The 22,449-nt window shown below is 36.7% G+C and carries 18 protein-coding genes; 8 read left to right on the top strand and 10 right to left on the bottom strand.

The features are described 5' to 3' along the window. Window positions 1–103 precede the first annotated feature (103 nt). The 4 genes from RE431_RS04175 (at window position 104) to RE431_RS04160 (ending at window position 3,154) form a co-directional block, all read left to right on the top strand. Entirely contained in the window at window positions 104–766 is a 663-nt protein-coding gene (locus RE431_RS04175) for a hypothetical protein (protein WP_309560710.1), read from the top strand. 114 nt (window positions 767–880) lie between these two features. Further along, the gene (locus RE431_RS04170; protein WP_309560709.1) at window positions 881–1,777 is read left to right on the top strand and encodes a CHAD domain-containing protein; all 897 of its coding nucleotides are present in this window, start codon (window positions 881–883) and stop codon (window positions 1,775–1,777) included. A gap of 33 nt (window positions 1,778–1,810) precedes the next feature. Continuing rightward, window positions 1,811–2,590, top strand: a complete 780-nt coding sequence (locus RE431_RS04165; RefSeq protein ID WP_309560708.1) for a cyclase family protein — start codon at window positions 1,811–1,813, stop codon at window positions 2,588–2,590. 6 nt (window positions 2,591–2,596) lie between these two features. After that, on the top strand, window positions 2,597–3,154 hold the full coding sequence (locus RE431_RS04160; RefSeq protein ID WP_309560707.1) for a 2'-5' RNA ligase family protein: 558 nt from the start codon (window positions 2,597–2,599) through the stop codon (window positions 3,152–3,154). Window positions 3,155–3,158: 4 nt separating this feature from the next. Here the strand turns inward: RE431_RS04160 and RE431_RS04155 are convergent, their stop codons facing one another. The 5 genes from RE431_RS04155 to RE431_RS04135 all read right to left on the bottom strand — a co-directional run bounded on the left by RE431_RS04155 (window position 3,159) and on the right by RE431_RS04135 (window position 7,852). Beyond that, entirely contained in the window at window positions 3,159–4,406 is a 1,248-nt protein-coding gene (locus RE431_RS04155; RefSeq protein ID WP_309560706.1) for a cation:proton antiporter, read from the bottom strand. A gap of 53 nt (window positions 4,407–4,459) precedes the next feature. Then, entirely contained in the window at window positions 4,460–5,125 is a 666-nt protein-coding gene (gene trhA / locus RE431_RS04150) for a PAQR family membrane homeostasis protein TrhA (RefSeq protein WP_309560705.1), read from the bottom strand. Between the two features lie 80 nt (window positions 5,126–5,205). Beyond that, window positions 5,206–6,318: a sensor histidine kinase gene (locus tag RE431_RS04145; protein ID WP_309560704.1), complete on the bottom strand. Its 1,113-nt coding sequence runs from the start codon at window positions 6,316–6,318 to the stop codon at window positions 5,206–5,208. Window position 6,319: 1 nt separating this feature from the next. Beyond that, a complete protein-coding gene (locus RE431_RS04140) occupies window positions 6,320–7,084 on the bottom strand; it encodes a LytR/AlgR family response regulator transcription factor (protein WP_309560703.1) in 765 nt (254 codons plus the stop codon). A 204-nt stretch (window positions 7,085–7,288) separates the two neighbouring features. Next, on the bottom strand, window positions 7,289–7,852 hold the full coding sequence (locus RE431_RS04135) for a hypothetical protein (RefSeq protein WP_309560702.1): 564 nt from the start codon (window positions 7,850–7,852) through the stop codon (window positions 7,289–7,291). A gap of 315 nt (window positions 7,853–8,167) precedes the next feature. On the opposite strand from RE431_RS04135, the gene RE431_RS04130 reads away from it, so the two are divergent. Beyond that, complete coding sequence (locus tag RE431_RS04130; RefSeq protein WP_309560701.1) at window positions 8,168–9,538, top strand: short-chain fatty acid transporter; 1,371 nt, start codon at window positions 8,168–8,170, stop codon at window positions 9,536–9,538. 383 nt (window positions 9,539–9,921) lie between these two features. Here the strand turns inward: RE431_RS04130 and RE431_RS04125 are convergent, their stop codons facing one another. Both RE431_RS04125 and serA read right to left on the bottom strand, forming a co-directional pair. Beyond that, entirely contained in the window at window positions 9,922–11,748 is a 1,827-nt protein-coding gene (locus RE431_RS04125; protein ID WP_309560700.1) for a DNA/RNA non-specific endonuclease, read from the bottom strand. 157 nt (window positions 11,749–11,905) lie between these two features. Further along, the gene (gene serA, locus RE431_RS04120; RefSeq protein ID WP_309560699.1) at window positions 11,906–13,798 is read right to left on the bottom strand and encodes a phosphoglycerate dehydrogenase; all 1,893 of its coding nucleotides are present in this window, start codon (window positions 13,796–13,798) and stop codon (window positions 11,906–11,908) included. A 537-nt stretch (window positions 13,799–14,335) separates the two neighbouring features. Here serA and RE431_RS04115 point away from each other — a divergent pair. Further along, entirely contained in the window at window positions 14,336–15,184 is an 849-nt protein-coding gene (locus RE431_RS04115) for a universal stress protein (protein WP_309560698.1), read from the top strand. 43 nt (window positions 15,185–15,227) lie between these two features. Here RE431_RS04115 and RE431_RS04110 read toward each other — a convergent pair whose 3' ends face one another. Genes RE431_RS04110 through RE431_RS04100 form a run of 3 tightly spaced genes read right to left on the bottom strand, consistent with a single transcriptional unit; the run spans window position 15,228 to window position 17,413 of the window. Beyond that, window positions 15,228–15,602, bottom strand: coding sequence for a DsrE family protein (locus RE431_RS04110; RefSeq protein ID WP_309560697.1), 375 nt, complete (start codon window positions 15,600–15,602; stop codon window positions 15,228–15,230). 55 nt (window positions 15,603–15,657) lie between these two features. Continuing rightward, window positions 15,658–16,338, bottom strand: a complete 681-nt coding sequence (locus RE431_RS04105; RefSeq protein WP_309560696.1) for a Tat (twin-arginine translocation) pathway signal sequence containing protein — start codon at window positions 16,336–16,338, stop codon at window positions 15,658–15,660. Window positions 16,339–16,366: 28 nt separating this feature from the next. Next, window positions 16,367–17,413, bottom strand: a complete 1,047-nt coding sequence (locus RE431_RS04100; protein WP_309560695.1) for a c-type cytochrome — start codon at window positions 17,411–17,413, stop codon at window positions 16,367–16,369. Window positions 17,414–17,707: 294 nt separating this feature from the next. On the opposite strand from RE431_RS04100, the gene RE431_RS04095 reads away from it, so the two are divergent. Both RE431_RS04095 and RE431_RS04090 read left to right on the top strand, forming a co-directional pair. Continuing rightward, complete coding sequence (locus tag RE431_RS04095; RefSeq protein WP_309560694.1) at window positions 17,708–21,655, top strand: AsmA family protein; 3,948 nt, start codon at window positions 17,708–17,710, stop codon at window positions 21,653–21,655. 53 nt (window positions 21,656–21,708) lie between these two features. After that, window positions 21,709–22,428 carry a class I SAM-dependent methyltransferase gene (locus RE431_RS04090; protein WP_309560693.1) on the top strand — a complete coding sequence of 240 codons (720 nt, stop codon included), beginning with the start codon at window positions 21,709–21,711 and terminating at the stop codon, window positions 22,426–22,428. The last annotated feature ends 21 nt before the right edge of the window (window positions 22,429–22,449 follow it).

Here is a 22,449-nt window from a genome sequence, read left to right as displayed (position 1 = left end):
GTTTGATATTATTCTCTAGAAAAAGTCACTTTAATTTTAGCTCTAAGAGTGAATTTTTCTTTTTTTTGTTAAAATATTTAACAATTTAAACCATCAATCAAAAATGAAATTTTTCAAATTCCTACTGATCCTTAGCTGTACATTTTATTTCACCAGTTGCGCTTCAAGTTACCAGCATATCAATCCGGAAGACCTCACTTATAATTCACAAAAGATAGAAAAGGAAGGTGTTTCACTTGAATATAAATATGATCTGCTTCCTAAGAAATACGCTAAAAAAGAGCGAAAATCTGATATTCGCCTTGTAGCTTTCGGAATTCAGAACAATACCGATCGCCAGCTTATACTAGGAAGAGATTTTAAATTAGCCTTTGAAAATGGCGGGAATGCCCTCGTACTATCACGAGAAAAAACTTTTCAGGAATTAAAACAACAGGGAGCATGGCACTTGCTTTACTTATTACTAACGCCGGTAAACGTTCAAACTTATAGCGATGACGGCAGGTTTACTTCCACCACTAATTATCCAATTGGCCTGATTTTAGGACCAGGTATTGCAGGTTATAATATGCTAAGAGCAGGTTCTGCCAACAAACGCTTTAAAAAAGATCTTGAAACTTATGATCTGACTGACAAAACCATTAATCCAGGTGAAGAAAAATTTGGATTGGTTGGAATCAGGGCCGATGGCTATGACTCTTTAAAGATCAACTATATCGGAAATACCGATACCCTAGAAGAGAATGAAGATACAGATGTGAAATAAATCTTTATTTCTAAATTTTACATGAGCCCTTCAATATAAAATTGAAGGGCTTTTTTTAATATAATACTAACCAAAATCCATTTTCAATTAGGTATTTTAATTGAAAAGTTTCAGATGGAATATAAGCTAGATAAAGAGCGATCTCTAAAGGAAAATATTAATGAGATCTTCAATGAAGAGATTTCGGGTTGCATTAGTGCGCTCAAAGAACTTGATATTCATCTGGCAGTTCATGATATTAGAAAACGCCTGAAAAAGCTGCGGGCTATGGCCAGGCTTTTTAGAGATGAAATGGGTGAGGAAGAATATAAATCTCTCAATATAAAATTCAGGGATCTTGGACGCGAGATATCTGATATAAGAGATTTTACTGCATATCTGGAAACACTGGAAAGGCTTAAACTTCGATATGGCAAATATCTTTATAAAAGTTTTTTTAATTCTGTAGAAAAGAAGCTTCTTGACGAGCGAAAAAATATGACCGAAGAATTGATCAGGCAGGATTTCTTTTCAGGTCATCTGATGTCAGAATTTGAAAATATTTCTAATGATATTAAGCAATGGCCCGTTAGATCAAATAATATAGATATCATTTTGCCCAGCATAGAGAGGGTCTACCAGAGAGGCAATGATGCTATGAAAGTATCTTTTGAAAATCCAACTACAGAGAATTTTCATGAATGGCGCAAAAGGGTAAAATACCTCTGGTATCAACTATTATTATTGCAGGACACCTGGCCCCAGTTCTTCGAAACTCTGGAAGCAGAAGTGCATTTGCTGGCCGATTTTCTTGGAGATGACCACGATCTAATGCTTTTTATGAACAAAGTACTATCTGAAGATTTTCATTTAAAAGATGAAGAACAAAAGGAGATGTTCGAGGCTTTGATTGCAGAATTTAGTGATCAATTGAGGAAGGATGCAGAGATCAAGGGAAAATTGATCTATGCGGAATCCCCGGAAGATTTCAGGAATAGGATTGGGAAGTACACCCAGGTAAACTGGAATTGATTTTATAACTTATAACCTTAAAAAATTACAATAATGAGCAAGCTGATCTATATTTTCGTCCTTATTTTTCATACTTCCATTTTTGCCCAGATCGATACCCAAAATTCTGAGATCATAGATCTAACTCATTCCTTTTCTAATGAAACTCTCTATTGGGTCACTGCCAAGGAATTTAATTTAGAGGAAGTTGCAAAAGGTAGAACTGAAAAAGGCTACTATTATTCAGCGAACAATTTTGAAACTGCCGAACATGGCGGCACTCATATTGATGCACCAATCCATTTTGCTGAAAATAAACAAAGTGTCGACGAAATTCCGTTAAAAAAATTAATCGGTAACGGTATCAAAATTGACGTTTCTGAGCAAGTAAAATCTAATCCAGATTATCAGGTGAGCGTTAAAGATATTACCGATTGGGAAAAAATTCATAGCGAGATCCAACCTCAGAGTATCATACTATTTCAAACAGGATTTGGTGAATTTTATCCCGATGCAGAAAAATACCTGGGTACTGCCAATCGAGGTGAGGAAGCATTAAAAGAATTACATTTCCCAGGACTTTCAGAAGAAGCAGCGCTCTGGCTTATCGAAAATAGAAATATCAAGGCAGTAGGTTTAGATACTGCCAGTATAGACCACGGGCAATCTACAGATTTTGAAACACATGTAGCTTTAATGACTCGCAATATTCCTGCTTTTGAGAATGTTGCCAATCTAAGAATGTTACCTGACAAAGATTTTCAGATCATTGCTTTGCCAATCAAAATAAAAGGTGGTAGTGGCGGACCGTTGAGAATAATCGCGATCAAATAATTTTTTTTGGACCAGCACAAGAACCCATTATACTTCATAGCAATCCTTCCAAATCCTGAGATCACTTCAGAGATCAGAGAATTTAAAGAAATGATTCGCGACAGGTTTGATGTAAAACATGCCTTAAAACTTCCGGCGCATATTACTTTACAAATTCCTTTTAGAGTTCCTGAGGAAAGAGAAACTGAACTAATTGAAATACTTGAAATCTTTGCTAAGAATCTGAATGCTTTTAAGGTGGAAATTGATGGCTTTGGTCGGTTTTCCAAAAAAGTGATCTTCGCTAACATTTCAGATCACAAGGAATTTATTAGGATACATGCTGAACTTCAAGAAGTAGTTAACTCCTTTATAGAATTGAAAAATCATGAAAAATCTTCCAAAATTCATCCACATCTTACGATCGCCGTACGAGATTTAAAACGAACAACTTTCCCGGCTGTCTGGGCCAATTTTGAAAATCGGGAGTATTCTAATTCATTCGATGCTAAATTTATGGTTTTACTAAAACATAATGGTAAAACATGGGATGTCATCAAGGAATTTGAGTTTTCGAAAATATAAAAGATCATTCCTCTTTTATCCCAAGTTTTTCGATGATCTTCCCAACACTTAATCCCTGAACCAGGATCGAGAATACAACGATGATATAGGTTACCGTAAGAAACAATTCCCGGTGCATTTCAGAGGTAAGACTTAAAGCCAGGGCAATCGAGATTCCACCACGCAATCCGCCCCAGGTCATGATCAGGTTTGTATTACGTACAAAATTGAGTTTCCGTTGAAAAAATTGAATTGGCGCAAGAAGCGAAGCATACCTGCAAATCAAAACGACCGGAATTGCCAGTAGTCCTGCCAGTACATAATTTCCTTCAAATGTGAGTATCAACATTTCCATACCTATCAGAACAAAAAGGATAGTATTTAGAAGAATATCGATCAATTCCCAAAATTTGTCTACATAGGTTTCTGTGATCTCAGACATCGTACTAGATCTAACCGTATCATTCCCTACGATCAATCCGGCAGTTACCATCGCCAGTGGAGCTGAAAAATGATAGTGGTGAGCCACCGCCGTTCCACCCATAACCGCTGCCAGGGTGATTATTACTTCAATATCATAGTCATCTATAGACTTCATTAGTTTATAGGTTATAAACCCTAAAACTCCACCAATTGCGATCCCTCCTATCACTTCCATTCCAAAAAGTTCGGCGATCTGGGCAATTTCAATTTCTCCACCACCAGAAGAAGCAATTTTGAAAATGGTAAGAAATACCACTACTCCTACTCCGTCATTAAAAAGCGATTCGCCAACGATCTTTGCCTCCAGCCTTTTGGGAGCTCCAGCCTTTTTCAGAATTCCCAGAACCGCGATGGGATCTGTTGGAGAAATAAGTGCTCCAAATAACAAGCAATAGATATAATCTACATTCATAGATATCGCCTGAAGTATAAAATACATGGCTGTTCCCACTAGAAAAGTGGAAACTAATACACCAATGGTTGAAAATACCAATACCGGCCATCGCTGAACTCTTAATTGTTCAAAATTAGTATGGAGTGCACCTGCAAATAATAAGAAACTCAACATAACGTCCAGCAATACTGTTTGAAAATCTATACTAGTAATTATTTCCTTTTCAGCATTCAGAAGGGTATCGTCAAAAGCACTTAAACCAAGAACGATCAAACTGAAAACAATGGTGATCAGCATTAATCCGATACTATTAGGAAGCTTTAGAAACTTGACATTTATAAATCCGAAAACTGAAGCCAGACACACTAGAATTGTGGTAATTAAAAAATACTCCATTTAATTGATTGGTTGGTGGTTATTAAAAATTAGTAAAGGATCTGGGCAATTGCCTAAGAAACCTTTGTAGAAGGTAAGATATAGAAATAAATGCTCACAAAATGAGCGAAAGTACCCAGAAGAACAAAAATGTGAAAAATAGCGTGGTTAAATGGAATCCTGTTCTGCATAAAAAGTATTGCTCCAATGGTATAGAATATTCCTCCAGTAAACAACCACCAGATACCTTCAGTAGAAAGGTTTTCAATTAATGGATTTATAGCGAAAATGATAAGCCAGCCCATCGCCACATACATGATCGTTGAGAGTAATTGATACCTACCGGCGTAGAATAATTTCAGGATCACTCCGATTAACGCCATTCCCCATACAACCCATAGAATGGTCCATCCAGTCATACCATCCAGCGTCACCAAAGCAAAAGGTGTATAAGTACCAGCAATAAGAATATAAATAGCTGCGTGATCCAAAATGTTCAACCTGATCCTGAGACGGTGATTTTTGGCACTATGGTAAAAAGTGGAAGCGGCATAAACCAAAACCATACTTGCCCCGAAAATGATAAAACTTACAAGATGTTTTGCATCCCCTAATTTATTCGCTTTCAAGATCAATAATACAAGCGCTACAATGCTGAGAACAAAACCTACACCGTGTGATATGATGTTGAGTCTTTCCTCTTCGGGGGAGTAATATTTTGGCTTTTTGATTCGGCCCATTTTCAATTGGATAGCTTTCTTTAAGTTAATCGAAAAATAGGCAAAATGCAATTATTTACAGACTGATAAAGATTGAAAATCTATTCAGGAATTTTTATTAAGGTTTCTACACCCTGGCCATTCTCTTTGTTTCTGATCTCGAAAAAGTAATTATCCTTATAAAGATTGTGTAGCCTGTCGTTTATATTCTTGAGTCCAACACCCTTTTTCATAAGATCGGCATGACTTTCAGACACTTCTGCTCCATCATTTTCAACCTTGATGACTAACATTTTATCTTCTTGATACACCGAAACATCAATTTTTAAATCTGTATGATCATAAGAATATCCATGTTTTATTGAATTCTCAATAACGGGTTGCAGAAGCATCGCCGGAACTTTTTTCAGCATTAGCGATTCGTCGATATTCTTATTGATCGTTAAATGATCTGAAAACCGGACATTCACAATATTCAGATAATATTCTAAAATCCTTAATTCTTCATCCAGGGTTATACGGTTACGGTCACTATTATAAAGGATCTCCCGAAGAAAGTCACTAAGATCTGCTATCGTGTCTTTGGCCTTGCTAGTATCCATATCGGTTAAAACTGCAATTGAATTCAGTGTGTTAAAAAGAAAATGCGGTTGCAACTGAGAAGAAAGCATCTTCATTCTTGTGTTCACCAGTTGAGACTCCAGTTTAGAATGCCTTTTTTCAGCCTCCTTGACCTGTCTTAAATAATAATAAGTGTAGATGATAAAGATCATCGCAAAGTAAATAAGAAAATTCAGGTCTATCACGTAAATGAACGCATTGATACTTTTTCTTAAATTAAAATCGGCAATATCGATTCTTCCGGCAACGATGGAATAAAAATCAAAAATGAAACGAATTATCAAGCCGATAAGAATGGAGAAAATGGTATGTATGGAAATGATCTTGACCCATGGATAATTCTTGTTCAGAAATCTTTTTGTGCTAATGGCTATAAGGGTCATATAACTAACCACGATTATATAATCGAATAGGAGATTATGCACCAGGAATTCTGACCATACGAAATTCTCACCGCCTTCGGCGGCTTTCATGTAGGTTCTCATGTAAGCGACCTTTACTACCAGAACCAGGTCAAACATCAAATAGAATCCGGCCAGTAATAACACCAGCTTAAAATCTATATACTTTTTTTTAAGTGTGGAGAGGCTCATCTTATATACCTATTTTTTCCAGGAACTCCTTTTTATGGGATTTACTGACGTGTAATAGTTTTCCGTCTGTCATTTTAGCGTCTATCTCAGAATAATCTGAATGAATGATCTCATTTACAAAATTGAGATTAGCGATGGTAGACCTATGGATTCTTACAAAAACATTGCTATCAAGTATTTCCGCGAGGTTATTTAAAGATTCCCGAAGCACATACTTTTTAGATTCAACAAAGATCTCTGCATAATATCCCGAAGCCTGTATATATAGAATATTGTTCGGGTCTACCAGGGCAGTTTTATTCCCCTGTTTTACCGGGATCTTTGAAACTGAATTCAGCTGAAGTCCGCCTTTTGAGTATTCGTGGAAGAATTCAACCAAACGCTTTTCAAAATTATCGTTCGCTTCTGATTTTGTAGTTTCTAGCACTTTATTGATGGTTTTAAAAAATCGCTGGTCTTTAAATGGTTTCAACAGAAAGTCAAATGCTTCCACATCAAAGGCCTTTAATGCATAATTATCATAGGCCGTAACAAAAATCACAATGGGTTTAGGCGAAATTTCAACTTTCTTCAGCACTTCGAAACCGTTCATATCTTTCATGTTGATGTCAAGAAAAATAAGGTCTGGCTTATCTGAGTTTATTCTTTCTATCGCGGTGCGACCTTTAGAACATTCCCCTATAACTTCAATTGCCTCTACATCTTCCAGTAGATTAAGAACTCTTTTTCTTGCCAGCTCTTCGTCGTCAATTACTAGTGCTTTCATGCTTTACACATCAGTTTGATAAACACAATTTAAAACTATTTGAACATTTTTATTGAAAATTTCTCATTTTCAAATGTTCGCAAATAGATTTCTGTAGTTTTTAATCAAAAATATTCGCTTTTTTTAATCCCAATAAAAGGCTATCAAAATTGAGATTCTGATAGCCTCTATTAAAACTCAAACTACTAAATTTGAAATTCAATCCTAATCATTAAATGCTACTGTAGATTTTGCAACAGATCTTGGATCTAGTTTAATATTTCGTTTTTGATTTCCATTTTCAAGTTTGATCTTGTAAACTTCTTTTTCTATCAGATCTCCATCACCGGAAGCGATATACTTGTTAGAAGTCATATTCCAGCCTTTGTTAGACATGTATACTTCTCTTCTTACGTCAAGTGGTAATGCGATGTCTTTAAATTTCTGGTATGTTCTAACTAAGTCCCCTTCGTGGTTAAAATCTGCAGAGAGTTGTCCTTTACTACTTTTAAAAGTCACCAGGTACGAGGTGTTTTCATCTCCATCGATCTCTGCGATGAAATTATTGATATCGAAATTAGACTTCATAAACGCAATTGGATCTTCAGAAAATTCTCCTGTGTATTCCTCTTCTACAGTATAAGCGAAACTGTCTCCAATTCGTGTAATCTTTGCTTCAAGCGGTGCGAAGCCAACTTTTGCTTCTTCCAGTTGAGTGATTTCTTGTTCTTGTGCGTGACCAACAAAGGTCGCAGCAATTAGCAATAGAGAAAAAATTAATGTTTTCATGATGAATGTTTTTTAATGAATAATGATTTAAACTGTCAATTAATTGATTAATGAAATAATTATAGCACTAATTTACAGTAGATTAAACGTCAGTCTGCGGGAATGAATCAGAACGACCAAGCTTGGTATTCAGTTGTATAAAAAAGGCTTTAAAACTGAAAAAAGAGCTCTGATCGCTCATCATAGTTGATTTCTGACGTTCACCAATTCTAAAGGGTCATTCGCCGCCAATTCTTTATGACTGATAGCATTTCAACAATCTCAGGCAGGTTATGATTACATTTTTTATCTTCCCGAAGAATTTTTCAAATAACTATGAGCACCACCCGATATATTGAACTTGCCTTTAAGAAACTAATCCCAGCTCCGTTTACTCTTGCGGTTCTACTGAGTCTTTTTACCATAATTATCGCATTCTTTTTTACCGGAGAATCAAATTCAGATTCAATGGTGAGCATTTTAAAATACTGGCAGAGTGGAATGTGGGATCCGGCATTGTTAGTTTTTGCGGTGCAAATGATGCTTATCCTGGTTCTTGGTCATGTACTGGTGCTCACTAAACCCGTTTCCTGGATCACTAAAAAACTTACAAGCTTTGTTCATGGAAATGCCAGTGCTGTTGTAATGGTATCGGTGTCTACCATGCTGGTCGCTTTTTTCAATTGGGGACTTGGTCTGATATTCGGAGCGATAATGGCCAGAAAAGTTGGTGAAGCTGCAAGAGACAGAGGATTCAAGATCAACTACCCATTGGTTGGTGCGGCAGGATATGTTGGACTAATGGTGTGGCATGGAGGAATTAGTGGAAGTGCTCCTCTAAAAGCTGCAGAACCCGGGCATATCAACTCTCTATTTACTGGACAGGCCAACACAAATGTTCTAAAAAGCCTGCCGGATAATATTCCAACAGATTCTACCATTTTCGCCAACTGGAACTTACTTCTATTCGGTATTTTACTGGTTGTAATTCCTCTAGTTCTATGGCTGGTGAGTAAAAAAGCAGGATATTCTAAAATTGATCTACCTGTAAAAGATCAGGCAAAATCGAATAAATTGATTGAAGGTGCAGAAAGACTTGATAATTCTAAATACCTCAGCCTGATATTCGGGATTCTTTTAATGGCTGCCTTCCTGGCTAGTTACGGCTCTAATCTTTTATCGGCGAATCTTACTCCAAACATGCTTAACTTTTTTATGCTTGCCTTATGCATACTTTTACATGGTTCTTTTGCTTCATTTCTGAAGGCCTTAGATGAAGCGATTAGTGGAGCAGCAGCGATCTTGATTCAGTTTCCTCTTTATTTTGGGATCATGGGAATTATGAAGGAAACGGGTATCGTTGGAGATATTGCTGGATTCTTTTCAAGTATTGCGACAGAGGTAAGTTTACCCGTCTATACCTTTTTTAGTGCCGGATTGGTAAACATTTTTGTGCCTAGTGGTGGTGGCCAATGGGCTATCCAGGGACCAATTGTTCTGGAAAGCGCCACAAAATTAGGAGTTCCTTTAAATAAGGCTATTATGGCATTTGCTTACGGAGACCAGATCACCAACATGCTGCAACCATTCTGGGCATTACCATTATTAGCCATAACGAGGTTAAAAGCCAGAGAGATTCTACCTTATACCTTAATTATGATGCTTGTGGGAATGCTGGTTTACATTTCAGGTTTACTACTGATCTAAAACTTGAATAAGAAACCTTTTTAAATCAGAATTAAAAAAGGCTAACTAGAATATTTAAACCATTTTCCAGTTAGCCTTCGCAACTATTGTTTAACCAATAATTACAATTTAAATATAAGAACAAATCTCCGTTCTTTGAGTTAAAAAACTCACAAAAAACATTGATAATCAATTAATTAAACAAAAAAAAGGGCCTTGACTATCATTTCAGAATTGGCCCTCTTTTTCTCTTTCTTAGTTATTTTATTCAAAGATAAAACAGACACTTGTAGATTATATTAAGCCAGTATCAATATACCAATACTAAAGAGTTAATTATAAAGTAAAAAGGCCACGTTCTCACGTGGCCTTAACCTTATCTAAGTTGTGTTTTGTGTTGTTTGTTAAAGTGTATCTATGTTAGATTCGATCACGTCTTCAATTGAATCTGGTACAAGATCGAAGAAATCGTAACCAGTTGCTGCCTCAATATCATCTACCGTAGTAATATATTGAGTCCAGTCTGAAGTTACCGAGTTACTGTTTGGCATATCAATAGCGATCACTCTGGTAGAAGTGGTTACACGATTTACATCATCGTCTCCATCAGGGATGATCATGATAACTTTCCATGTATTTGATGGAATCTGGATTTTTCCGTCAGCTAAATATTCAGCGTAGCCATTCGATCCATCTCCACCAAGACCATATCCTCCTGAAATGATGTAGATCTCATTTCCTCCAGCAAGCATAGATCTGCAATAACTCTCAAGATTTGCCCAGGCATACCTGTTGTTACTTGGTGCCTGAGGCATCATATTGGTCATATAAAAAGTATTTGAATTGTCATCTACAGATAAAGTTCGGTCAGCCGAAGGACACATATGACCTCTATCAAAACCACTGTATTGATAATCTGTTGCGCCAACCTGGTACCATGAAGCAGGTAAACTACTGTCAGATCTAAAATCATCCTGTCTTGAAGCATTTCCTAACCACGCTTCATCAAGATGCCAGCTTACCCAATTTGCGGTTCCTTTGTCTCTGCTATAAGACATCACGTATTCTTCCTTTTCCAGTAAATAGTTGTTTGGAATACTAATATCAGTGATTGCTGCAGATGGATTTCCCATAGTTAAATGAACTTCTCCTAAAATTACAGGATCTCCACCGCCGGTATCTCCACCGGTTTCTTCTGTTCCAATTATTGTAAAATCATCAATATTAATACGATCTCCACTTCCTGTAAGCTTTACGATTCTGAAACGTACATTCTCAGAAGTATTAATATTAAAACTTACAGATTGAAGACTTGTGGAGTTAGAAGTTTGAGTACCTCCAATTGTTGTCCAGGTATTTGCCTGATCTGTTGACATCTGAAATTCCCAGTCACTAGATCCATCTGTACCATAGACCGCGTGGTTGAAGTTTACTGATTGAGCCCCAATTACGTCATAGTTCATTTCAAGAATTCCGAAGTCTCTAATTCTAACAGATTTAGCACCGGTTTTTCTATCATTATCAAGAGAACCTAAAAGAGCATCTTCCAGGTACCAAATTCCTGATGGAAGATCAACTGTTCCCGCTGCATAGCTCCCTTTTGAACCTGCTTCATAATCTTCAGTAATATCTATAAGATTACCAGTAGTTGTTACCGGATTTGGCTCTACTACGATATCGTCAAGATTTAATCGCTCATTTGATCCATCTGTCTTACGGATCTCAAATCTAACATTCCCCTTAACATTTAAAGGAAAAGTGATCGTCTCCAGAAAAGATTTTTTTACTGAAACTTCACTCCCCAAACTGTTCCATGAACTACCAGAATCGGTAGAATAGTACACCTGGAAAGAAGATTGCCTGTCTTTATTATACTTTGAATATTGCAGGCTTAGAGACTTTGCTCCTTCCGGAAGGTCATAGTTCATAGTGATAACAGCATTGGAAACCATTCTTACAGATTGACTTCCGTTTTTGTTATCTGAACTTAAATTACCGGTTAAGGCATCAGTAAAATACCAGTCACCACCAGCAAAGCTTACAGTTCCACCGGCATAGGCATACTTAGAGCCACTTTCGAAGTCTTCAACGTAATTACCTTCGGCATTAACTGTAAAATTGATCTCTGAATAAGGGCTGTCAGAGATATCGGAATCATCTGTTGAACATCCGATAATAAACAAGAATACCTGCAACGAGAGCAGGTATTTAAAAAAAATAGAATTTTTCATCGTTTGGTTAAGTTATTAGATAAGGTTTTCTGTGCTCGAATTTATCTAATTGATAACCAAAGAGAAATAGCTTCTTCAGATACTTATTAAGAGTTTATTAACGTATTTAATCGATGAAATACATATTTAATTTGTTTCGGAATATATAAATTGAATTTTAATACAAAACTCTGAATTTAATAGTTCCCTGTATTCCCTTCAATTCTTTGATCACATCTGCATCATACTCTTTATCAATATCTGTGATAACGTAACCTATGGTCTCATTTGTTTTTAGATATTGTCCCACGATATTAATATCATGTGCTGCAAGAATCTTATTTATATGAGCGATGATACCTGGTTTGTTATGGTGAATATGTATTAATCTGTGCGCATTTTCCAACGTAGGTAATTGCAGATTCGGGAAATTTACTGAATTCGTAGTTCCACCCGTATTTATATAGTTAATGATCTTACCTGGAACAAAATTTCCAATATTTTCCTGTGCTTCTTCTGTACTTCCACCAATATGCGGAGTTAAGATCACATTAGGTAATCCTCGTAAAGTAGATTCAAATTCTTCCTGATTGGTTTTAGGTTCTTTAGGAAAAACATCTACTCCTGCGCCGGTGATCTTTCCAGATTCCATATGTTTTCTAAGTGCATCAACATCTACCACCTGGCCTCTGGCAAGATTCAGGAATATAGTACCTTCTTTCATCCAGCCAAATTCCTTATCACCAATCATGTTCTTATTTTCCTTTCTTCCGTCTACATGAAGCGTCACAATATCTACCTGCTCGAATAGTTCCTGAAGACTATTGCATTTAGTAGCATTACCAAGAGCAAGTTTTTCTACCAGGTCGTAATAATAAACATCAAAACCTATAGCTTCAGCAACCACAGATAATTGAGAACCAATATTTCCATAGCCTACAATACCAAGTTTCTTTCCTCTTATCTCGTAACTTCCTTTAGCCGATTTATTCCATTCTCCATTATGCATTTCGGCGATCCTGTCTGGAAGATTTCTCATTAAAAGTATGATCTCACCAATGGCAAGTTCTACCACAGATCTGGTATTACTAAAAGGCGCATTGAAAACAGCCACACCTTTCTTTAGGCAGGCTTCCAGATCTATTTGGTTAGTACCAATGCAAAATGCCCCAACGGCAATAAGGCGGTTTGCATTCTCCAGTACCTTGGCCGTAAGATTTGTTTTAGACCTAATGCCAAGTACAGAGACATCCTTGATCTTTTCAGCCAGTTCGTCTTCATCCAGAGCTCCCGAGATCGTTGTTACATTATAACCTTCATTTTTCATGATGGCCACGGCATCTGCATGTACGTTTTCAAGTAATAATACTTTGATCCTGTTTTTCGGGTAAGAAATTGCTTTGTTCATTTTATGAAGGTATAAGAATTCATCCAGACTAGGCGTAATATGATCTGCCTTATCCAGTACATCGTCGCGCTCTACATTTTCAGTAAAAGCATAAAATTTATTTGCCAGGCCTGCTGCCTTTATTTCGTAATCGTTATAACCGTCGCCAATAACATAAACGTCGCCTTTAAGCCCCATTTTTTTCAGTAGTTCCACCTTGCCATTATTAGAAGACAAAACGTTATCCTGATCAAATCCGGTAATGTTTCCATCACTGTCAAAAACGAATGTATTGGCGTATACATTATCTTCCTTGACTCCGAGTTCCTTTACGATTGGTACGATCACTTCTTTAAATCCGTTGGAAATAATATAAATATTATCCTTGTATTCCTTAAAGAATTCCTCATTTCGAACAAAAGAGACTGAAACCTTATTTTTTAAATTTTCAACGAGTTCTGGAATAGCGCTTATATTGGCTTCCAGAATTTCAAGTCTCCTTTCTAGCGATTCTCTAAAGGCCAGCTTCCCTCCCATCGCAAGATCTGTTAGATCTTTAAGTTCCTGAAGTTTTTCCTTCTTTCTAGGGTTATTAGCCAATGAGATCTCACCAAGAACATCCAGTGCTTCCACCTGTGTAAATGTGCTGTCAAAGTCAATCACAAAATGCTTTTTGTTCTCCATATCAGTTTTGAAATTCTAGAATCGAAGTAGTAAAACTAAACCTTTTTGGATCATTAAAAAACAGTGATTTGCTAAAGCTTTGTTACCAATTATACTATTTTCAGTAATTGACAAAAAAAATTTGAAATCCGAAATTAATATTATCATTCGGGCATTTTATTGAATAAAATTTAGAAAACTGAATCAAATAATTCCGGAAACAAAAAAGCCGGAACTCTGTCCGACTTTTGTTAGGCTAATTCAATGATTAAAAATTAATAATTGAACAAATAGTGCTTTTTAAATTTATTTTCCCATTCATACCTCCTTTTTTTCCGTTCAATATATTTACGTCAAATTATATTCCACAGTTTTCAGAAAAAGAATGCTATTCATTAAATAATTGACGCAATCACATCATTTTCACTTAGGTATTGAATTTCTTTAAATAGAATGTCGATTTTACCGATAATTTTCACTTTAATGAAATATTGTTTTTATTGAAATGCTTTATTCACAGTATCTCTTTAGTATATTTATGAACTCAATTGAACATTTATGGAAAAAAAGATCCTGATCCCTACAAACTTCTCCAAGCACTCCTGGAACGCACTTATTTTTGCAATGAGTCTTTACAAGAAATATTCTTGCACTTTTTATCTTATAAATGTTTATCACTCACAGGGATTTCTGAGTGAAGCAATTCCATTAGGAAAGAATGATGATGACCAGCCAAGTGGCAAAGAGGTTTCAGAGAACGGATTGGAAAGAATTATGCAGGGCCTTAGTTTCAGAAAAGAGAATCCTAACCATAAATTTGAAACCATATCTTTTCAGGGAAGTCTGGTAGACGGGATACAGGAGAATGCCAATAAATATGGAGTTGATATTATTATTCTAGGCTCCAGGGGAGATTCGGTTCATATAAATACTTCTGAAGATATTTCAAAGATCACCGAAGACGTGGAACAATGTCCCATTCTTGTGATCCCTGAAGATTACGAATGGACCGAACAGCGAAATGCTGAGATCGTATTTCCTACCAATCTCAGAATTCCATTCAAACAAAAGGAATTGCTCGCTTTAATAGATTTTTCAAGAAGTCTCGGCGCCTCTGTGAGAGTTTTGTATATAAATAGCGAAAATAAAAAGTTAAGTCTGGAACAGGAAGAAAATAAAGAGGAACTTGAAAACCACCTTACCGGAGTTCAGCATAGTTTTCATATGCTAACTCAAACTACTCCGGCTACCGGTGTGCATCTTTTTATTGAAAGCAGGGACAGTAACTTCCTGGCCCTGTATCAAAGAAAACAAGGCTTCTTTTCGAGATTATTCTCCAAATCGGTAGTTAGTGAGATCGCTTTTGATCCCAAATTACCGGTTCTTATTCTTAAAGAAATAAACTAGACAAAGGATTTTCAAGGTATATCTGAATTCTATTTTCAGAAATCTATTGCTCCTTAATATAGCTCCAGCCCTTGACCTGTTTCTGGGCAATCTCCAAAATTCCATCAGGTACAACAGTTACTCCGGGAATTAGAGCTGACTTATCTATATTATCCCTGGCCATGGTTGCTGAACAGACTGCGATGGTTACGCGTTCATTCTCAGCTAGCATTTTTAAGTCTTCGGCAACTGAAGACTTATCATTTACTACCATATCTATAGCTCCGCTATAAACCACTATCTCAAAATCTGAATCTGGATAAGCCTTAGACATCATTTTTACATGTTTAACTGCTTTTTGATGAACTCTGGCGTCATCACTTGTCACATCAAATACGATCTGTACAGGTTTATCCTGAGCTAAAAGATTTAAGGACAAAAATCATGCGATAATTAAAATTATATAAGATCTCATTTTTTTAGTTTTTACATTATTATCCCGCGAATATATAAGAGCAACCATGTTCCTGTGCTCTCGTTAAAGCCCAAACACCTGAAGGAACAAGTTGTATTTCCGGTAGTATGGCAGCTTTCCATTCTTCATAAACTTCAGTGGCGTCCATGTTCATTTTCTGAGCAGCAGCTCCGCTGTACACATTAAGTGCAAGATCACACACACAGAACATGGCTCCTCGGGACTGTAGTTTTTTGATACCTTCAATAACCGGCATTGGCATATCACCTTCTTTCGGATCATAGACCGTATTTCGTAATGCCGGAGATTTTTTAGTGTTATCTGGTATATCGAACATTTCGCCGAGTTTGTATTTTTCCCAGATCTTATCTTCCAGAGCAAATGGAATTGCGTCATGACGAATTACCGTCATTCCGGTAAGATCATCATCGGTTACTCCCGTTCCGTTATTCGTGTAATACCAGGCCCAGTTCCAGATCACAGGAAAGCTATGATGCGGTGAAGAACCGTCAAAAACTACCCGGTGAGATCCTTTGATCTTATCAAACCACTTTTCAGGATCACTGAGGTTGGATTGATCAAATTCTTTCATCTTGTTTTCCAATGGACTGGCAAATGCAGAAATCCCGCTTGCCGCTGCTCCAATTACCATGGCTCCCAGAAAATCTCTTCTTGTTGAATTTAATTGATTGGTTTTCATATCCTAAATGTTAAATGTTACTATTTGATTACTTGGTTTTCACCATTCCATATTCAGCTTTATAAAATTCCATGATCTCTTGAAATGGCCCCATTTGGTGCTGTTGAATTGGAAAATTATCGGCGTAAGGTGGATAAGGTGTAGATACCGGCTTTTTTGTAAGGTCAGGAAAGTCTCTTTCAGGATTAGGTTTTAAGGGTCGTGCGTGACTGTTTATGTAACCTGCCAGGTCATAGCTTTCTTCATCGGTGAGTTCCGGTTCCTCAAAGGTCGCTCCGTAAGGCATGTTAGCTTTTATAAATTCGGCAGCTGTAATCACGCGAGTCATTCCGGCACCATTGTTATAGGAATCATCACCCCATAAGGGCGGATATAAATATCCTTTGTATTCTCTTAATGCGACGCCCTGTCCGTTCTCACCGTGACAGGAAGCACATTTTTCAGCAAATAAAGTTTTCCCTTCTTCCAGATTCACTCTACGGTTAGGGATCTTTACATTGGCATATCCTACACCTTTAATTTTTCCATCTTCAGGAGCAAACCTGTTGAGCCAGTTCATATAAGCTACAAATGCCTTCATTTCATTACCTGAAACTGGCAAGACTCTTCCATTCATGCTGCGCTCCATGCAACCATTGATTCGTTCTTCAATACTCCCGATCTTATTCTCTCTGCCCCTAAATTGTGGAAAGCGATTTATTACACCAATCAGCATTCCTGAATATGGCTTGGTCCCCGCGTTTAAATGACAATTCGTACAGGAAAGATTATTCCCTGAATATTTCATTTCGGGATCTCCATTCTCTGGACCAATATATTGGGCGGTATTTATAAATAGCTCAAACCCATATTTGATATGAAGGTTCTCTTCGGAATCATCCAGTTGAAATATATCGTAATCTGCCTTTAACGGGTCTACTTTAACCGGATCTTTCAACTCTACATAATCATCTTCATAATGAAATATATTATGTTGAAAGAGCAGGTAGATGATGATCAATAAGACAATTAAAAAACCTATCAGAATGATAAGTTGATTCCTGAAACTTTGCTTTTTAAAGGATCTGAAATTCATTGTCTCGCTTTTGATAAGATTATAAGCAGGCAGATCAGGAACTAAAAGATCAGAGGATAAATTTGATCCAATTATTAAAATTACGGAATTTATACATTGAAAACCAGAAACTTACATATTAAGTAATCGGTCCAGGTTTATAAAATTCAAATTATATGTGGTTTATTGCTAATTTGAATTATTCCGGAAGTCAAATAAAGAAATAAATTTTACGATCTTTCCCGGAAGATTAACAGGCATAGGTCATTTAACCTGTAGATCTATCTGTATTTAATAGCACGTAACCTGCTGAAAGTGGAATCTAAAAATACAAAGAACAAAAAGCCGAAAGGGAAACTGCTGAAGCGAGTGGGTTTTGTTGTGGCTTTTATTCTGCTAGCGCCCACCATTCTCTTTACACTTGGCTGGTTCAACCGGGATACGTTAATCGATGAATTACAGGATTGGTATAAAGATAACGGGCACGGCCAACTTGAAATTGGTGATGTAGACGCCACTTTTATCAAGGGTTTTCCTAATGTTGGTTTCACCATCACTGATATTTACCAGTCGAGTTTTGACTCAATCTTAGACAAGAGATCCTCTATATCTATTCAAAAGGCACAGGTTACCGTTGGAGCTTCAGATCTAATTAAAGGTGACCTGAAGTTCAAGAATATCAGGATTAATAATGTTGAAATTTTCAGCAAAGTCATTTCTGAAAAAACTTTAGAAGAATACATTCGGTTAAAAATAGAAAAACAGAATTCGCCGACGGAGGGTGTGAATTTGCCGGAGTGGCTATCAGATAGAACCGATTTCGCATTACGAGATATCAGTTTTATTTCACAGGATTCTATGCTGAACAAATCTTTTGATCTTAAGCTTTTGAGCGCAGAGGGAGATTTTAAAAAGATAGATAACAAGATTTCAGGAAACCTAAATTTTCGGGTTCAGGTGAATAAACTTGGTTTCAATACTAAAAAAGGAAGTTATCTCCGTGATGCAATGCTTACAGGAAATCCTGAGTTTCAACTCAACCAGATCAATAACCAGTTGAATATTTCAGAATTTATCATGAAAATCAACGATCAGGATTTTATAACCAATGTGGGATTTGATTTCAGCGGAATTAATGCTTACAAAATAAATCTCCAGAATCCTAAAACCGATTTTCAGGAGATCAAAAAACTGCTTGCAGATAGCATTTCAAGTAAACTTTCGGCTTACGAGATCAGTGAACCAATTCCAATAAACTTTAATCTCGAAGGGGAATTTCAATATGGTAATACCCCTTTTATATATGCTGATTTTAGCACTTCGGCTAACCATGGTAGCATTCATGAAAGCTTAAAACTGGATAACCTTGATTTTAAAGGTTATTTAACGAACTCACTTAATGAAGAAACAATAGCCAGGGAACAGCCTGGCAAAAAAGACATTAAAGTTTATTTCGAGGAATTTCAGGCAGAAATTGAAGATATAAAGCTTTCAGCAAATAAATCATATTATCAATCTTCCAGGGAAGCGGACAATCTTTTAAATGTAGATCTGAAAATGTCAGGTTCCAACGAAACCCTGGCTGAATTGCTGCAAACCAATAATTTCGATTTTAAAGGTGGAAATTTTCAACTGGATGCTAAGATTGATGGAAATGCTACGAAAAGCTTTGAAGTTTTTAACTCTGCCAAAGGTAGATTTACCCTCAGAAATACGCGGGTAGTTCTTCAGAAAAATAAACTTCAGTTACCCGTTGAGATCCTTGATATTAAACTGGAGGATAGAAATTCAATTCTTGAAAATCTAAAGATCAATCTCGCCGATAATGAGCAATTGGTTTTTCGGGGACAACTTAGAAATATTTCTTCTCTGCTGGAAGATGACCCGGTCTTGCCGGCATCGGCTGACGTAATGGTTGCTTCACAGGAATTGAACATTAACAATCTCATCGATACTGCAATGGAATTGATTCCTACCAATCAGAAACCTAAAAATGAATTAAAGACGCTGCATCAAACTTTTGAGGCCGTTTATAATAAATTTCAACCCCGTATAAAACTTGATCTGAAAAAGGTGGAATACGATGCGAACGAGTTTAGAAACCTGAATGCAGATGTGGAACTTACGGATGCTGAAACTGTAAGCTTCAGAAAATTAAGTTTCGATTACCAGGAATCCTCTACCGAGCTTAGCGGAATTCTGAAAATTCCGGAACCGGCATCAGAACTTTATGAGCCAATTTTTCTGAACATAGATACCAGATCATCTGGAGCAATTGGAGTTTTCCAGGAGCTTTTTAATATTCAGTTGGTTAAGATCACTAATGGCGATTATGTGTTTTCAGGAAATGTGACTGGTAATATTCAGGAGCTGGACCAGTTACTTGACAATACCAGCGGTGACCTTAAGCTGCTGAACGCTAAGTTCTATTACCCGGAAGGTGATCTGGAAATTGAATTAGATTCCCTGAAGGTCGCGGTTTTAAATTCCAATATCGAGCTGAAGAAATTCCTGGTAGAGATTGATGATCATAACCCATTTTATATAAGTGGCCGCGTGGAAGATTTTCCCGGCTTCCTTTTAGATAGTTCCCAGGCGAACGGGAAAATTTCTATGGGTCTGGAAGCTGATTTTGTAGATATAAATAAATGGATGGGAACCATAGATTCTATGGATCTGGATTCTGCCAATAAATCTGTGCAAAAACGTGATCTGGACGCTATTTTCGCAGATATCAACTATTTTGATCCCGAACTCACTATACAGGTAGATTCATTAAAATATAAAGAGATTTTATCTGAAAATATCGCTGCCAAAATCTATTTTGAAAATGATTCTATTTTGAAACTAAATGATCTAAAGATCAAGTTTAAGGAATCAAGCGCAGTTATAAAGGGAGAGCTACAGGCAAGAAATCTTCGAAATTCAACAAAAAATAAGAACCCATTTAATTTCAAATTTTCAGCGGAAGGATCGGGAAACTCGCAAGACCTTAATGATCTATTACAAACGGTGAACTTTGATCTGAAATCGGGTAATTTTAAAGTTACAGGAAGTTACGAAGGCAAGGCTCAGGATCTTAAAATTCTAAGTTCTGATATAAAAAGTGATCTCACTTTAGGCGAAACCGTAGTGGATATCGAAGGAACCGATATTGAAATTCCAATAGACAGTCTTCATCTCTATATAGAAAATAACCTCGCCACCCTGGAGAGACTGGATGTAAATCTACCCGGTAAAAGTTCAATCGACATTACAGGAAAGATCGATAGTTTTTCAAATTTCATCAATAATGATCAGGCTATAGATTCTCATAATTCATCTTTCAAAGTGAGATCTCCATACCTGGACAGTAAGGATATAAAAGAATTTATTGGGGCGGGTAAAAAAGATAAAACTCAGACTGACTCAAAAAATTTCCGCATCAGGGATCTGAAGAATGTTATAAGCAACCTCAACTATACTTACTTTCCTTCTGCTGAAATAGCGATCGACACTTTGATCTACGACAATGTTGCAGTTTCAAACTTCGCTACCGAAATTGGATTTGATGACAGTGGCGATATAATGGTTGAAAACTCTCAACTAAAATATCGTGATGGGCAGGCTAATTTCAATTTAAAGGGCGGTTTGGGAGTTGCGAACCAATTACCAGTAATGATCGATATGAAGATCCAGAATATAGACCTTGAAGAACTGGTGGTAGATCTGGATTATTTCAATGATTCTGCTCTGAGGAATACAGAAAAACTAGGAGGAACATTAGATCTCGATTTTGATGTAACCGGTTCTTTTGATGAGGATGGAAAATTAAAAATGAATTCATTGAATGGTGATGTAAAAGTTGATCTAAGGGAACTTGTTATTCATGAATATCAGCCGTTATTAGAAAATGTAAAAGTTTTAAAAGAAGAGAGATTTAAAAAGCTCGAATTTCAACCAATAACTCAAACGTTTCAGGTTGTAGATGGTGAGATCATTATTCCGCGAACGCAAATTCAATCTACCGCAGTGCAGGTATTCGTTGAAGGTGAAATGAAACCGGGAGAATATTACAATATCTGGATCTCTGTACCCTGGAATAATATTTTCAAATCCCGCGACGGAATTGAATTGCCGAAAAAGATCTCATACGACAAATCTGGAGCTAAATTCTACCTTCAGATCATTCAGGATAAAGAGAGTGAGAAACCAAGAAAACAGGAATTGAGAACCAAATTCAGACTTGGAAATAGAAAGCTGGAGAAAAGTAAAAGAGATTAAAAATTGAATTTAGCTATAGGTTTATTTAAATTCGTGAACATTAACTGCTATTTATGAAGATCAGCCTCTACTCTATTATCGTTGCTTTTATAAGCCTTAGCATGTTTCAATGCGAAAATCCAACAGAAAAGCAGGAAGAGCGATACACCTACAAAACCCACAGCCCAGACGGGATTGGTAAATTTTACATGGGAAGAGAGATCTCCCGTGTGATGGGTTACCAGGGAATACAATGGCTGGAACGACCAGAAAGAGAGAAAGAAGAAAATACGAGTCAACTTATTAAAAATATGAAGATCTCACCTGAAGATACCATCGCAGATATTGGAGCAGGTTCCGGATATCATGTTTTTAAAACTGCTCCCCTAGCCAGCAAAGGTCTGGTTTACGCTGTAGATATACAGGATGAAATGCTGAATGTTATTGAGCAACAAAAGGAAAAGACCGGGATCAATAATATTGAGATCGTTAAAGGTTCAGAGAAAGAGGTAAATCTTCCTGAAAAATCTGTAGACAAAATTCTTATGGTTGATGTTTATCATGAATTCAGTTATCCAGTAGAAATGCTTCAGTCTATGCGTAAAGCCTTGCGTGAAGATGGAAAAATATATCTTGTAGAATATCGTGGAGAGGATGAATCTATCCCGATCAAGAAATTGCATAAAATGACCGAGGAACAGGCGGTAAAAGAATTTAATGCCAATGGCTTCAAGCTGAAAGAAAACTTTTTAATCCTTCCGTGGCAGCACTGTATGGTATTTCAAAAGAAATAATTCCGAAGAAATCAGGGAATT

Origin of the sequence: Christiangramia sediminicola (genome assembly GCF_031344135.1) — a bacterium.
In the GTDB taxonomy this organism is placed as follows: Bacteria; Bacteroidota; Bacteroidia; order Flavobacteriales; family Flavobacteriaceae; genus Christiangramia; species Christiangramia sediminicola.
Note: the sequence above shows the minus strand (reverse complement) of the source record. Positions and strands in the feature narration are given on the sequence as shown.

Bases quoted from the DNA above. Each gene is read 5' to 3' on its own strand.
- RE431_RS04175 (WP_309560710.1), top strand. From the start codon at position 104: ATGAAATTTTTCAAATTCCTACTGATCCTTAGCTGTACATTTTATTTC.
- RE431_RS04170 (WP_309560709.1), top strand. From the start codon at position 881: ATGGAATATAAGCTAGATAAAGAGCGATCTCTAAAGGAAAATATTAAT.
- RE431_RS04165 (WP_309560708.1), top strand. From the start codon at position 1,811: ATGAGCAAGCTGATCTATATTTTCGTCCTTATTTTTCATACTTCCATT.
- RE431_RS04155 (WP_309560706.1), bottom strand. From the start codon at position 4,406: ATGGAGTATTTTTTAATTACCACAATTCTAGTGTGTCTGGCTTCAGTT.
- trhA (WP_309560705.1), bottom strand. From the start codon at position 5,125: ATGGGCCGAATCAAAAAGCCAAAATATTACTCCCCCGAAGAGGAAAGA.
- RE431_RS04145 (WP_309560704.1), bottom strand. From the start codon at position 6,318: ATGAGCCTCTCCACACTTAAAAAAAAGTATATAGATTTTAAGCTGGTG.
- RE431_RS04140 (WP_309560703.1), bottom strand. From the start codon at position 7,084: ATGAAAGCACTAGTAATTGACGACGAAGAGCTGGCAAGAAAAAGAGTT.
- RE431_RS04135 (WP_309560702.1), bottom strand. From the start codon at position 7,852: ATGAAAACATTAATTTTTTCTCTATTGCTAATTGCTGCGACCTTTGTT.
- RE431_RS04130 (WP_309560701.1), top strand. From the start codon at position 8,168: ATGAGCACCACCCGATATATTGAACTTGCCTTTAAGAAACTAATCCCA.
- RE431_RS04125 (WP_309560700.1), bottom strand. From the start codon at position 11,748: ATGAAAAATTCTATTTTTTTTAAATACCTGCTCTCGTTGCAGGTATTC.
- serA (WP_309560699.1), bottom strand. From the start codon at position 13,798: ATGGAGAACAAAAAGCATTTTGTGATTGACTTTGACAGCACATTTACA.
- RE431_RS04115 (WP_309560698.1), top strand. From the start codon at position 14,336: ATGGAAAAAAAGATCCTGATCCCTACAAACTTCTCCAAGCACTCCTGG.
- RE431_RS04105 (WP_309560696.1), bottom strand. From the start codon at position 16,338: ATGAAAACCAATCAATTAAATTCAACAAGAAGAGATTTTCTGGGAGCC.
- RE431_RS04100 (WP_309560695.1), bottom strand. From the start codon at position 17,413: ATGAATTTCAGATCCTTTAAAAAGCAAAGTTTCAGGAATCAACTTATC.
- RE431_RS04090 (WP_309560693.1), top strand. From the start codon at position 21,709: ATGAAGATCAGCCTCTACTCTATTATCGTTGCTTTTATAAGCCTTAGC.